The organism is Streptomyces sp. NPDC051569 (assembly GCF_044454085.1).
Classification (GTDB): domain Bacteria; phylum Actinomycetota; class Actinomycetes; order Streptomycetales; family Streptomycetaceae; genus Streptomyces.
Window position 1 is genome coordinate 59685 of sequence record NZ_JBITDJ010000003.1, and the last position, 12854, is coordinate 72538.

Sequence of the window (12854 nt, forward strand, 5' to 3'; positions counted from 1 at the left end):
CTAGGCCGTGTCCGGGTCCCTCCGGACCGTCTCCGGATCCCTCCAAGCCGGGCCCCACTCCCCCCGGGCCGGGCCCGGTTCGCGCAGCCGGTAGCGCTGGAGCTTGCCCGTCGGGGTGCGGGGCAGGGTGTCCAGGAACACGATCGCGCGCGGGCACTTGTACGGCACCAGCCGCGTCCTGACGAAGTCCCGCAGCGCCCGCGCCGTCTCCTCGCCGCGCTCGACCCCGTCCCGCAGGACGACGTACGCGGCGACGATCTGGCCGCGCAGCTCGTCGGGACGGCCGACCACCGCCGCCTCCGCCACATCGGGATGAGCCCCGAGGACCTCCTCGACCTGGGGGCCCGGGATGTTGTAACCGGCCGAGATGATCATGTCGTCCGCCCGTGCGACATAGCGGAAGTAGCCGTCCGGCTCCCGTACATAGGTGTCGCCGGTCAGATTCCAGCCGTCCCGCACGTACTCCCGCTGGCGCGGATCCGCCAGATACCGGCAGCCGACCGGGCCGCGCACCGCCAGCAGTCCGGGTTCCCCGTCCGGCACCGGCGTGCCCGAACGGTCCACCACGCGCGCCTGCCATCCCGGCACCGGGACCCCGGTCGTTCCCGGCCTGATCGCGTCGTCGGAGGCGGAGAGGAAGATGTGCAGCAGCTCGGTCGCACCGATGCCGTTGATGATGCGCAGCCCGGTCCGCCGCTGCCAGGCGTGCCAGGTGGCGGCGGGGAGATTCTCGCCCGCCGAGACACAGCGCCGCAGGGAGGCGAGGTCGTACGGGGCGGGCTCGGCCCGTCCGTCCGCCCCGGTCAGCTCCTCCAGCATCACCCGATAGGCGGTCGGCGCCGTGAACAGGACCGACACACGGTGCTCCGTTATCGCGACCAACAGCCGCTTGGGGTCGGCCTGTTCGAGCAGGAGCGCGGACGCCCCCGCCCGCATCGGGAAGATCACCAGTCCGCCGAGGCCGAAGGTGAAGCCGAGCGGCGGGCTGCCCGTGAAGAGGTCGCCCGGCTCGGGGCGCAGCACCTCGCGCGAGAACGTGTCGGCCACGGCCAGCACATCGCGGTGGAAGTGCATGCACCCCTTGGGCCGGCCCGTGGTCCCCGAGGTGAAGGCGATCAGCGCCACATCGTCCGCCGCCGTGTCGACCGGCGCGTACGACTCCGGTCCGCCCTCCGTGAGCCGCAGCAGATCGTCGGGGCCGTCCCCGCCGTACGTCGTGATCCGCAGCCCGGGCACCTCGGCCCTGACGAGATCGTCCACCGAGCGGATGTCGCACAGGGCGTGGCCGACCCGCGCGATCGCGCACATCGTGGCCAGTTCCTGTGAGCGCTGCTGGGCGAGAACCGTCACGGCCACGCCGCCCGCCTTGAGCACCGCCAGCCAGCAGGCCACGAGCCACGGGGTGGTGGGTCCCCGCAGCAGCACCCGGTTCCCCGGCACCACGCCGAGGCCGGAGGTGAGGACATGCGCGATCCGGTCGACGCGCGCGCGAAGGTCCCCGTACGTCCAGACCTCTCCCGCCGGGGTACGGAAGGCGGGCCGGCCGGCGCCGAACCGCTCGACCGTACGGTCCAGCAGCTCCGCCGCGCAGTTGAGGCGGCCGGGATAGCGGGGACCGGGCGGGACGGACGGGGCGGGTGAGCCGGGCGAGGCGGGTGAGGCAGGTGAGTCCGGTGGTTCGAGCAGGAGTCGCGGCCACTGCTCACCGGGCGGGAGATGGTCGCGCGGAAAGGTGTCTCTGTGGGCCGAGGGTGTCAGCTCCATGGTTCGCCCCCCTGTCGTGGTGGCGTCGCCCATCGAGCGTATCGTGAAGATGACGACAGTCAACGGTCCGCGATAGACGCGCTGGAAGTGGGGGCTCGGATGCCCGTATTCTCGCTCGATCCGGTACAGACCGACTGGTGCGCCGAGCTGCGCTCCCTCGCCCTACGGCAACTGCGTCCGATCGCCGAGAAGGGCGAGCCCGGCCGGCTGAACCGCCCCCTGATCGCCGCCCTCGGGGAACTCGGCCTGCTGAAGCGGCTGTTCGGATCAGGCGCGCTGGATCTGTGCCTGCTGCGCGAATCCCTCGCCCATGGCTGTACGGAGGCCGAGACCGCGCTCGCGCTCCAGGGCCTGGGTGCCTGCCCCGTCGTCCAGGCCGGCACGGCACGGCAGCGCGGGCGCTGGCTGCCGGAGGTGAGCGCGGGGCGTGCCGTGGCCGCCTTCGCGCTGAGCGAGCCGGGCGCCGGATCGGACGCGGCGGCGCTCGCCCTGCGGGCCGTACCGTACGGCGGCGACAGCGCCGGTCGCGGCACCGGTGGCAGCAGCAGCGGTGGCAGCAGCAGCGGCGGTGGCAGCGGCAGCGGCGGTGGCAGCGGCAGCGGCGGTGGCAGCGGCAGCGGCGGTGGCAGCGGCAGCGGCGGTGGCAGCGGCAGCGGCGGTGGCAGCGGCAGCGGCGCCGACGGTGGCAGCGGCGGTGGCGCCGACGGCTGGCGACTGAGCGGCGAGAAGCGCTGGATCTCCAACGCCCCCGAGGCCGACTTCTACACCGTCTTCGCCCGCACGGGTGAGGACGCGGGGCCCCGTGGGATCACCGCTTTCCTCGTCCCCGCCGACCGCCCGGGACTGACCGGCTCCCCGATCGAGATGCTCTCGCCGCACCCCATCGGCTCCCTCGTCTTCGACGGCGTACCGGTGACCAGGGACGACGTTCTCGGCGAGGTGGGTGGCGGGTTCCGCGTCGCCATGAACACCCTGAATCTCTTCCGTCCCAGCGTCGGCGCCTTCGCCGTCGGCATGGCGCGGGCCGCGCTGGACGCGACCCTGGCGCACACGGCGGGCCGCACCGCGTTCGGCGGCCCCCTCAAGGACCTCCAGTCGGTCGCGCACCAGGTCGCGGAGATGGCGACCCGCACCGAGGCGGCCCGGCTGCTGGTGTACGCGGCCGCCTCGGCGTACGACGCGGGCGGGGCGGACGTGCCGCGCCGCTCCGCCATGGCGAAGCTTTTCGCCACCGAGACCGCGCAGTACGTCGTCGACGCGGCCGTCCAACTGCACGGAGCGCGCGCCCTCCAGCGCGGCCATCTGCTGGAGCACCTCTACCGCGAGGTCCGCGCGCCCCGGATCTACGAGGGCGCCACCGAGGTCCAGCGCACGATCATCGCCAAGGAGCTGTACGCATGAGCCTGGAGCGGATCAATCCGGCCGGACTCTCCCCGGCCACCGGCTTCTCGCACGCCGTCACCGCGGCCGGCGGCCGGCTGGTCCTGCTGGCCGGACAGACCGCGCTCGACCGGGACGGCGAGGTCGTCGGCGTGACCCTTCCCGAGCAGTTCGAGACCGCGCTCGGCAATCTCCTGACCGCCCTCGCGGCGGCCGGCGGCGCCCCCGGCGACCTCGCCCGGGTGACGGTCTACGCCACCGATGTCGCCGCCTACCGTGCCCACGCCGGTGAAATCGGCCGTGTCTGGCGACGGCTGGCGGGCCGGGACTACCCCGCCATGGCCGTGATCGGGGTCGTCAGGCTCTGGGACGAACAGGCCCTGGTCGAACTCGACGGGATCGCCGTACTGCCCTGAGCGCCGCGCCGCGCCGCGCCCGTCGCCCGGGAAGCCCGGCCGGGTCCGGCCCGGTCGGCGGAACAGCGGGTCGCGGAGGGCTCAGGGCCGTCCCGTCGTACCTGGCGGGCGTACGGAGCGCGCTGATCCACCGGGGAGGACGGGACAACCCTTAACCTCGCCATGACCTGAGGAGCTGTCATGCCGGAGATCGACCTGACCGCGGGGACCATCGACTACCAGGACACCGGGGGCGCCGGACCCGTCGTCGTCCTGCTGCACGGGCTGGTCCACGACGCGACCGTCTGGCGCAAGGTCGTCGCCGACCTGGGCAGGGACCACCGCTGCATCGCGCCGAACCTGCCGTACGGATCACACCGGACGCCCATGCGCCCCGAGGTCCGCCTCGATCCCGACGCGGTCACCGATCTCATCGTGGAGCTCCTCGACCGGCTCGATCTGCGGGAGGTGACTCTCGTCGAGAGCGACTGCGGCCGGGCCCAGACGGTGGTGGGCCGCCACCCCGAACGGCTGGCCCGGCTCGTCCTCATCTCCTGCGAAGCCTTCGACAACTACCCGCCCGGCCTGCCCGGAAAGCTGATCCAGCTCGCCGCCAAGGTGCCGGGCGCCATCTCCCTGCTCTCCCGGTCGCTCGCGCTCAAGCCGCTGCGCCGGCTCCCGGTCGGCATCGGCGCCCTCACCAAGCGGCCCGTACCCGACCGGATCGTCGACGGGTGGCTGCGCCCGCTGCTCACCGACAAGGCGATCAGGCGTGACTTCCGCCGCTACAACCTCGGCGTACGGAAGACGGAACTGCTCGAAGCGGTGCCCGGGATGCGGAGGTTCGACAAACCGGCGTTGGTGGTGTGGGCGACGGAGGATCTGATGATGCCGCGCGAGCACGGGCGGCGACTGGCCGAACTGCTGCCGCGGGGAAGGCTGCTGGAGATCGAGGACAGCCGCACGCTGATCGCCGAGGACCAGCCGGAGCAACTCTCCTGGGCCCTGAGGGAATTCATCCGGGCCACCTGACGACCGCCTGAGAACCGTCTGACGGGCGGCTGAGAGCCCCGTGACTGCCGCCGGGGCAAAGCCGCTGCCTGCGGCGATGCCCCGTTCATCCGTACATCCACGTCTTCGGCGGCGATGTCCGGCCATACCCGATCGGCCCCGGGGTATCCGAAGGGAGACAACAGGCCCGCTGTCGAAGGGAGTTCGACACCATGCACGGCTTGAAGAAATGGCTCGACCGGAGTGTGCCGGCCCAGGCGCTGCTCATCTTCCTGCTGCTCGCCGGAGCGACCGAACTGATCCGCCCCGGCCTCCCGGTGGCCCAGTGGCTGGTCCAGAGCGTGCTGTGGACCGCGTTCTGCGTGCTGCTGGTGGTCGTACGGCGCCGCCAGGACCGCAAGGAGCGCCGGGCCCGCGAGCACGGCGGTGCCGGAGTGCCACGCGCCGCCGGTGACCGTACACCGGCGGGCGTGGCACGCCACTGACCCGCGGGGTACGGCCGGACCGGCCGGCGTCAGGCGGGGATGGGCGTGGTCTTGGTGCAGTTGGTGAATTCCACCCACGGGCGGGCTCCGCCACTGCGCGGACCGCTCGCGTAGGTCGGGTTGCCGGTGATGGTCTGCTCCCGGTGCTCGTGGGTGATGTCGATGCCGAAGAGCTTGAAGCCGAGTTCGAACTGCCCGGCGGAGACTCCGAAGCCGATGCCGAGCGAGGCGTTCCACCAGTCCGTGTTGACCTTGTAGTCGAGGCGCTGGAGCTGGGCCTTGTCGTGCAGCAGCCGGTCGATGGCGGTGGCGTCGTCGCCGAGCGGTTCGGCCGCGGAGGACGGTGAGGGGAGCTGGCCCTCGGCGGGGAAGTCACCGTTCCCGCGCAGCCAGTCCTCGACGAGTTTGCTCTCCTCGTCGCTGCCGAGGACCGCCTCGGCTATCTCGGTGTGGAGCGTCGATTCCATCTCCCCGCCGCCACCGCCGATGTCGATCGTGACCGGTCCGGCGTTCGCCCCGGCGCCGAGCGAGATGCCCGCACCCTCGCCGGCCTCCTCGCTCGTCACTATCTTCAGCTTCTCCGGGTGGTGAGGGGCGCCGTCCTTGTCCTCCTGGTCGTAGGCGGCCGCGTCGTAGGTGACGGCGACCTGCTGCATCTTGGTCCCCGTCGCCTGCCCGCCGGCCCCGGCCGTGCCCTTCATCTCGAAGGTGTAGACGAAGGTGACCTTCCCGGCGTCGGGACCGGTCTTCGTGCGCAGGACCGTGATCTCCTTGGCCATGCTGCCGTTGAGACCTTCCAGGGAGCCCGAGCCCATCGCCTTGGCGTCCTTGGAGCCGATGTTCTTGCCGAACGTCTTGCCGAAGCTCACCGAACCGGAGATGTCCGTACTGGTCTTGGTGATGTCGATGTCCGGTGCTTCCTCCGGCGGGATGTCCGGCTTCTCCTTGTTGGCCCAGTAGCCGCAGATCAGTCCCATCTCGGAGGCGCGGGGGCCGGCCGGCCTGCTGTTGCACTTGTCCTGCGCCTTGAGGTACTCGGTGAATTTCTTGGCGTCGGCGAGGTTGGCCTCAAGGTCGGCCTGCGCGTTGTCGCTCTTGTTGCCGTTGAACATCCAGACTCCGCCGCTGCCGCTGCCACGCATGTAACTGCCGCCCAGGGAGGCGCTGCCGCCCCAGTCCTTGAGGCCGGGGATGCCCGCCGAGATGCTCATCGTGACGCCGCCCGAGGTGCTGGTGACGCGTTCCAGGGTGACGGTGCCGTCGGACCACTGCGAGATCTTGACCGATTCGCTGTGGGAGATCTTGATGAAGAGGATCTGGATCACAACGGTGTCCTTGGTCTGGTCCTCGGAGAGCAGGCACTTGGCGGGCTGGAACGGGTCGTTGGCGGGGTCGACGGGTTCGTCGCCGTCGCCACCGCCACCACCGCCGCCGTCTCCGCCGTCTCCGCCGTCGCCCGCTTCGTCGTCGGTCGCGCAGGCCGTGTCACCCGCCACCGGATGCAGCACCCGGCACACCGCCGACTGCAGGCCCCGCATCTCCTGCTCCGGTACGGACACCGTCACGATCGCGGCGGCGATCAGAGCGATGACCCCCACCATCGCCACGTACTCGGTGCCGGCCACCCCGCTGCTGGCATGGCCGCGTCGCCGACGGCGCCACTTGGTGTTCATCAGATGATCACTCCTCGCCACTTCCCGTTCACCCGGGAGGGCGCAGCCTAGGAGTGTTCCGGGGCCCAACAGCAGGGCCCCCGGGCCCGTTTGAGGGCCCAAGCGATCACGTAACCCGCACAAAAACGACTGTCGGCCGTACCCCCGGGCGCGGTGCGCCGTGATGCGGGAGTACGGCCGACAGTGCGGCGGCTCGATGGCCGGGTGCCGGTCAGGTGGTGATGGGCGTGGTCTTGGTGCAGTTGGTGAACTCCACCCACGGGCGGGCTCCGCCGCTCAGCGGACCGGTGGCGTAGGTCGGATCGCCCGTGATGACCTGCGACTTGTGCTCGTGGTTCACCTCGATGTTGAAGAGCTTGAAGCCGAGGCTGAACTGGCCCACGGAGACGCCGAAGCCGATGCCGAGGGAGGCGTTCCACCAGTCGGTGTTCACCTTGTACTCAAGGCGCTGGAGCTGGGCCTTCTCGTGCAGCAGCCGGTCGATGTCCGTCGCGTCCGGGCCGAGCGGCTCGGCCGCGGACGACGGCGAGGGGAGGTCCCCGTCGGCTGGGAATTCACCGTTCCCGCGCAGCCAGTCCTCGACGGTCGCGCTGTCCGTGTCGTTGTCGAGCTTGACCTCGGCGACCTCGGTGTGGAGCGTCGATTCGTACTCGCCGCCACCGCCGCCGATGTCGATGGTGACCGGTCCGGCGTTCGCGCCGGCGCTGCCCTTGACGCCGCCGCCCCCGCCGGACTCCTGACTGGACGTGATCTTCAGCTTCTGCGGGTGGTGGGGGAGGCCGTCCTTGTCCTCCTGGTCGTAGGCGGCGGCGTCATAGGTGACGGCCACCTGCTGCATGCGGCTGCCCGTGGCCTGCCCGCCCGCGCCGGCGGTGCCCTTCATCTCGAAGGTGTAGATGAAGGTGATCTTTCCGGCGTCCGGGCCGTCGTTGATCCGCATCACGACGACCTCCTTGCTCATCTTGCCGCTGAGCGCTTCGAGGGAGCCCTTGCCGAGGTCCTTGGCGGATGTGCCGGTCCCGATGGGACCGTCCTTGCGGACCTTTCCGCCGAAGCTCACCGCGCCGGATATCTCGGTGGTGGTCTTGGTGATGTCGACGTCCGGTGCTTCCTCCGGCGGGATGTCCGGCTTCTCCTTGTTGGCCCAGTAGCCGCAGATCAGTCCCATCTCGGAGGCGCGGGGGCCGGCCGGCCTGTTGTTGCACTTCTCCTGCGCCTTGAGGTACTCGGTGAACTTCTTGGCGTCCGCGAGATTGGCCTCCAGGTCGGCCTGCGGGTTGTCGCTCTTGTTCCCGTTGAACAGCCACTGCCCCCCGCTGCCGCTACCGCGCATCCAGCTGCCGCTCAGCTTGGCGCTGCCGCCCCAGTCCTTCAGCCCGGGAATGCCCGCCGAGATCTCCATCTTGACGCCGCCCGCGGTGGTGGACACGCGTTCCAGGGTCACCGTGCCGTCGGACCACTGCTGGACCTTGACCTGTTCCTCGTGCGAGATGTTGATGAAGAGGATCTGGATCACAACGGTGTCCTTGGTCTGGTCCTCGGCCAGCAGGCACTTGGCGGGCTGGAACGGGTCGTTGGCGGGGTCGACGGGTTCACCGCCGCCGCCGCCGTCGCCACCGCCCTCCCCGCCCTCGCCACCGCCCGCTTCCTCCTCGGTGGCACAGGATGTCCCGCCTTCGACCGGATGCAGCACCCGGCAGACTGCCGATTGCAGACCGCGCATCTCCTGCTCCGGTACGGACACGGTCACGATGGCCGCCGCGATCAGAGCGACGACCCCGATCATCGCCACGTACTCGGTGCCGGCCACCCCGCGCGTTCCGTTGACACGCCAAAACCGGTAGGCGCCCTTCACCATGAACTCCTCGACCAGACCACGACTTTTCCCCCGAGCGGGACGCAGCCTAAGCAGGGCTCAGGGCCCACAAGCAGGGCCCTCGGACCCACTGCCGGGCCCAACAGACGGACCGCCCCGTCCTCGTGTGAGGCGGGGCGGTACACCGGCTGTACGCAGGGTAAACGCGCTGGAAAGGGCGGTGGGAAGGGGGCGGAGAGGGGTCGTCGGGCGGACACCTGGAGAGCGCCGCGAGGAGGTGGGCCCCCGGTCGTCGTCGTCAGCCCAGCAGGCTCCCGAGAACACCGCCGAGCAGGTCGCCGAGCGGGTGACCGGGACGCGTCGGGGCGGGGGCGCCGGTCGCCCCGTCCGAGCCGTCCCGCGGGCCGTTTTTCGCCGGTTCGTCCACCGGTTCGTTCTTGACCGGTTCAGCTGTCACCGGTTCATCGACTGCCGGTTCTTCCTTGGCCGGTTCAGCCGTCACCGGCGCCGCCGCCCCCGGTCGCGGGCCGGTCGTGCCCGCAGGGCTGTGCGCCGCTTCGCGACCCTGTACGGGAGCCGGCGTGCCCGGCTCGGTGGTCCACGGACGCCCGGTGGCGACGGCCCCCGATCCCAGGGCGGCCGCCCGGGCCGGGCTCCCTGTGGGTGATTCCTCCTGAGCCACCGGCTCCTGGGGCGCCGCCACGGAATCACGGACGGCGGGAATCGGCGGTGCCGGTACGGCCCGCGCCTTGGCCTCCGCCGCGAACGCCGGTATCGGCAGCCAGGGCGCGCCGGAATCCCCGCCGATCAGCAGCCCCCCGAGAGAGAAGGCGTAGCAGGAACAGGCGGCGGCCACGGTCCACCCGACCCGGCGGAATCTCCTGTTCCGCCGACCGCTGGCGTCCACGAACACCGGTCGGCCCGAAGCTGCCGAGTCCCGTTCGACGTGCTGTACCGCTGTACTCATGACCCTCCCCGTCGGTCTTTCGTTCTCACTCCGGTCTGTTGTTCGGAGCGGAATGCGATCGGGATTGGTCGCAAGGGTGCTGAATTCACGAAGGACGCTTCTCGCGGAAGGGCCGGACGGGGGGCGTGTACGCGTTCCCACGCCGGATCCGGGCCGGCCCCTCCATCGACTTGTAGGTGAACCCGCTCCCTGTGGCGTCGGTATGTGCGCGGATTCTTGGCCTCGCGGAGCTCGGCGGTGATTCTGGGAACCCCGTAGGTGCGGTCCGATCAGTGCGGCCCCGAGGTCGTCCACGAACACGTACCCGCCGCCCTCGTGCCCTTCGCCGGACGTTCTACCGCCTGCGTGGCGCGGATGTCTTCAGCGCTTTCCCGTACAAGGCCCGGGAGCGGCAATGCGCGCTCCCCTGCCATGCTCTTCGTATCCTTCTCGGCCACCTGGCGTTTCCCGTCATGGTCCGTGAGTTGGCGATGCCGAACGTGGCCGCGCCCAGGAACCACCAGACGTCCCAGCACCATCTCCGGACGTGACCAGGTCAGACCATAAGGACCAGCTGAGTCACGCTGACGCCGCTGTGTCCTCCACTGAGGCTTCGGTGGAGGACACCCGCGGCTACCTGGCCCCACAGGCGGGTGAGCGGTCGCGCAGGTCGTCGCGGAGCGGACGTGCCGTCAGGGTCCTCTGTGCGGAGCGCTGATCGCGGCGGCGGCTTGAGAGCGACGCCTGGATGCCCTCTACACGGTCACGTGCGCGTAGACCAAAGGCGCGGCCACCTCGTTCTCGTCGGCGGTCGGCAAGGCGGTTCCCACGGTCTCGCCCCGCTCGGGGATGCCCGCGTAGAGGCCGGCCCAGCGCCCCCCGGAACCGATCCTCCAGGACAGCCCGACGGAGTCGATGTCGTCCTGTCCCAGGACGACATCCCCGGCCGCCAGGTGCCCGGTGGTCTCGCCCAGCGAGGTCAGGAACTCCTCAAGGCCTCCGGGGGTGGTGCGGAAGCGCAGATAGAGGTCCTGGCCGCTGTCCGGGCTGCCGTCACCCGGGACCACCAGATAGGAGGCGTCCTCGGCCCCGGCCGGCACCGCGAGCCGGAAGGCCTTCTGCAGCGAGCCGTCTGCCCGCCACGGGAAGTGGTTGAGGGCGTAGTACCGGTCCAGGGTCTTCCACTGCACAAGGTGCTGAAAGACAACAGTGATCAGTGGAGGGCCCTGAAGGTAGGTATCCGCAGGTCAGCTGGCACATTGAGGTGTTGTGCCCCTTTGCCGCCAAGGGGCACAACACCCCACCCGTCAGATGTCCCGGAAGGTCTCGATCTGCGCGCCCACCGAGTTGAGGCGCTCCGCCAGATCCTCGTAACCGCGGTTGATGACATAGACGTTGCGCAGGACCGACGTGCCCTCCGCCGCCATCATCGCCAGCAGGACGACCACCGCCGGACGCAGCGCCGGCGGACACATCATCTCGGCCGCGCGCCAGCGGGTCGGCCCGTCGACCAGGACCCGGTGCGGGTCGAGGAGCTGGAGCCGGCCGCCCAGGCGGTTGAGGTCCGTCAGATAGATCGCGCGGTTGTCGTAGACCCAGTCATGGATCAGGGTCTGGCCCTGGGCCACGGCCGCGATCGCCGCGAAGAACGGCACGTTGTCGATGTTCAGACCGGGGAACGGCATCGGGTGGATCTTGTCGATCGGCGCCTCCAGCTTGGACGGCCGTACGGTCAGGTCCACCAGCCGGGTACGCCCGTTGTCGGCGGCGTACTCGGTGCTGCGGTCGTGGTCGAGCCCCATCTCCTCCAGTACCGCCAGCTCGATCTCCAGGAACTCGATCGGAACCCGGCGGATCGTCAGCTGGGACTCGGTGACCACGGCGGCGGCGATCAGGCTCATCGCCTCGACCGGATCCTCGGAGGGGGAGTAGTCGACATCCACGTCGATGGACGGCACGCCGTGCACGGTCAGCGTGGTCGTGCCGATGCCGTCGACCCGTACCCCCAGCGCTTCGAGGAAGAAGCACAGGTCCTGCACCATGTAGTTGGACGAGGCGTTGCGGATCACGGTCGTGCCGTCATGGCGGGCGGCGGCCAGCAGCGCGTTCTCCGTGACGGTGTCGCCGCGTTCGGTCAGCACGATGGGGCGGGTGGGCGCGACCGAGTGGTCCACCTGGGCGTGGTAGAGCCCCTCCGTCGCCGCGATGTCCAGGCCGAAGCGGCGCAGGGCGATCATGTGCGGCTCGATGGTCCGCGTGCCGAGGTCGCAGCCGCCCGCGTACGGCAGCCGGAAGGTGTCCATCCGGTGCAGCAGCGGGCCGAGGAACATGATGATGGAACGCGTACGGCGGGCCGCGTCCGCGTCGATGGCCGCCATGTCCAGCTCGGCGGGCGGCACGATCTCCAGGTCCACACCGTCATTGATCCAACGGGTGCGCACGCCGATGGAGTTCAGCACCTCCAGGAGGCGGAACACCTCCTCGATGCGCGCGACCCGGCGCAGCACCGTACGGCCTTTGTTGAGCAGTGAGCCGCACAGCAGCGCCACACACGCGTTCTTGCTCGTCTTGACGTCGATGGCACCGGAGAGCCGGCGTCCGCCGACCACCCGCAGGTGCATGGGTCCGGCGTAGCCGAGCGACACGATCTCACTGTCGAGGGCCTCGCCGATGCGCGCGATCATCTCAAGGCTGATGTTCTGGTTGCCGCGCTCGATGCGGTTCACGGCGCTCTGACTGGTGGCCAGGGCCTCGGCCAACTGGGTCTGCGTCCAACCACGGTGCTGCCGGGCGTCGCGGATCAGCTTGCCGATGCGTACGAGGTAGTCGTCTGCCATGGAGGCAGGTTATCTCAGATGTGAGATAACAACCGGGCCGGGGTGGGCTGTCGGAGTGACGCGTGTCGTCACGCGCCCCGGACGGCCACCCACGGCCCGATGTTCGGCGGGGCTCCCGGCCCCGCGCCACCGCTGCTACGCCGTACGGGTAGGCTCCCGCACCCGTACGACCGGCGCCCCCCGCTCAGTGGCCGCCGCGCCTGGTCGTCTTGCGCCACCCGAAGGGGCCCGGCAGATCCATGGACGTCGTCCGCCGCCCGGTGCTGCTGGACGTGTGCCGCGGCCCGTGCTTGCCGCCGCCGGTGGTGATGGACCAGGAGTGCTTGTTGATGTTGAGCCGCACTCCCGGCAGGATCCGGAAACTCTTACGGAATGTGATCGGCATTCGCGCCTCCTCTGTCAGGAGTACGGGTGTCCCGTCAGCGCCGGTACATGTGTGCCCGGGAAGTCCGGATGACGCGGTGTCACGGGTTCCCGATACGCGGTCGCTCCCGTCCGTCGTGACCCTCGGTCGGCGCCCACGACGGTTCCGGCCGGGCGAGAGATG

11 protein-coding genes are annotated in these 12854 nt (G+C 70.4%); 4 read left to right on the forward strand and 7 right to left on the reverse strand.

All coding sequences use genetic code 11. The features are described from left to right. Nucleotides 1-1764 carry an AMP-binding protein gene (locus ACIBAE_RS06085; RefSeq protein WP_399282639.1) on the reverse strand — a complete coding sequence of 588 codons (1764 nt, stop codon included), beginning with the start codon at nucleotides 1762-1764 and terminating at the stop codon, nucleotides 1-3. A gap of 99 nt (nucleotides 1765-1863) precedes the next feature. On the opposite strand from ACIBAE_RS06085, the gene ACIBAE_RS06090 reads away from it, so the two are divergent. The 4 genes from ACIBAE_RS06090 (at nucleotide 1864) to ACIBAE_RS06105 (ending at nucleotide 5035) form a co-directional block, all read left to right on the forward strand. Beyond that, entirely contained in the window at nucleotides 1864-3165 is a 1302-nt protein-coding gene (locus ACIBAE_RS06090) for an acyl-CoA dehydrogenase family protein (protein ID WP_399282640.1), read from the forward strand. Beyond that, on the forward strand, nucleotides 3162-3560 hold the full coding sequence (locus ACIBAE_RS06095) for a RidA family protein (RefSeq protein ID WP_399282641.1): 399 nt from the start codon (nucleotides 3162-3164) through the stop codon (nucleotides 3558-3560). Before ACIBAE_RS06090 ends, ACIBAE_RS06095 begins: the two co-directional genes overlap by 4 nt. 180 nt (nucleotides 3561-3740) lie before the next feature. Continuing rightward, a complete protein-coding gene (locus ACIBAE_RS06100; protein ID WP_399282642.1) occupies nucleotides 3741-4571 on the forward strand; it encodes an alpha/beta fold hydrolase in 831 nt (276 codons plus the stop codon). Nucleotides 4572-4762: 191 nt separating this feature from the next. After that, complete coding sequence (locus ACIBAE_RS06105) at nucleotides 4763-5035, forward strand: hypothetical protein (protein WP_399282643.1); 273 nt, start codon at nucleotides 4763-4765, stop codon at nucleotides 5033-5035. Between the two features lie 29 nt (nucleotides 5036-5064). Here ACIBAE_RS06105 and ACIBAE_RS06110 read toward each other — a convergent pair whose 3' ends face one another. The 6 genes from ACIBAE_RS06110 to ACIBAE_RS06135 all read right to left on the reverse strand — a co-directional run bounded on the left by ACIBAE_RS06110 (nucleotide 5065) and on the right by ACIBAE_RS06135 (nucleotide 12692). Further along, complete coding sequence (locus ACIBAE_RS06110; protein ID WP_399282645.1) at nucleotides 5065-6708, reverse strand: hypothetical protein; 1644 nt, start codon at nucleotides 6706-6708, stop codon at nucleotides 5065-5067. 211 nt (nucleotides 6709-6919) lie between these two features. Continuing rightward, nucleotides 6920-8518: a hypothetical protein gene (locus ACIBAE_RS06115; protein WP_399282646.1), complete on the reverse strand. Its 1599-nt coding sequence runs from the start codon at nucleotides 8516-8518 to the stop codon at nucleotides 6920-6922. 304 nt (nucleotides 8519-8822) lie between these two features. Then, complete coding sequence (locus tag ACIBAE_RS06120; protein ID WP_399282647.1) at nucleotides 8823-9491, reverse strand: hypothetical protein; 669 nt, start codon at nucleotides 9489-9491, stop codon at nucleotides 8823-8825. Nucleotides 9492-10225: 734 nt separating this feature from the next. Beyond that, a complete protein-coding gene (locus ACIBAE_RS06125) occupies nucleotides 10226-10660 on the reverse strand; it encodes a hypothetical protein (protein ID WP_399282648.1) in 435 nt (144 codons plus the stop codon). Nucleotides 10661-10777: 117 nt separating this feature from the next. Next, nucleotides 10778-12307 carry a helix-turn-helix domain-containing protein gene (locus ACIBAE_RS06130; protein ID WP_399282649.1) on the reverse strand — a complete coding sequence of 510 codons (1530 nt, stop codon included), beginning with the start codon at nucleotides 12305-12307 and terminating at the stop codon, nucleotides 10778-10780. 184 nt (nucleotides 12308-12491) lie between these two features. Further along, nucleotides 12492-12692, reverse strand: a complete 201-nt coding sequence (locus ACIBAE_RS06135) for a DUF4236 domain-containing protein (protein WP_399282650.1) — start codon at nucleotides 12690-12692, stop codon at nucleotides 12492-12494. Nucleotides 12693-12854: the final 162 nt, after the last annotated feature.

Excerpts from the sequence above, each read along its gene's own strand:
- ACIBAE_RS06090 (WP_399282640.1), top strand. The coding sequence starts at position 1,864 with ATGCCCGTATTCTCGCTCGATCCGGTACAGACCGACTGGTGCGCCGAG.
- ACIBAE_RS06095 (WP_399282641.1), top strand. The coding sequence starts at position 3,162 with ATGAGCCTGGAGCGGATCAATCCGGCCGGACTCTCCCCGGCCACCGGC.
- ACIBAE_RS06105 (WP_399282643.1), top strand. The coding sequence starts at position 4,763 with ATGCACGGCTTGAAGAAATGGCTCGACCGGAGTGTGCCGGCCCAGGCG.
- ACIBAE_RS06120 (WP_399282647.1), bottom strand. The coding sequence starts at position 9,491 with ATGAGTACAGCGGTACAGCACGTCGAACGGGACTCGGCAGCTTCGGGC.
- ACIBAE_RS06135 (WP_399282650.1), bottom strand. The coding sequence starts at position 12,692 with ATGCCGATCACATTCCGTAAGAGTTTCCGGATCCTGCCGGGAGTGCGG.
- ACIBAE_RS06085 (WP_399282639.1), bottom strand. The coding sequence starts at position 1,764 with ATGGAGCTGACACCCTCGGCCCACAGAGACACCTTTCCGCGCGACCAT.
- ACIBAE_RS06130 (WP_399282649.1), bottom strand. The coding sequence starts at position 12,307 with ATGGCAGACGACTACCTCGTACGCATCGGCAAGCTGATCCGCGACGCC.
- ACIBAE_RS06110 (WP_399282645.1), bottom strand. The coding sequence starts at position 6,708 with ATGAACACCAAGTGGCGCCGTCGGCGACGCGGCCATGCCAGCAGCGGG.
- ACIBAE_RS06100 (WP_399282642.1), top strand. The coding sequence starts at position 3,741 with ATGCCGGAGATCGACCTGACCGCGGGGACCATCGACTACCAGGACACC.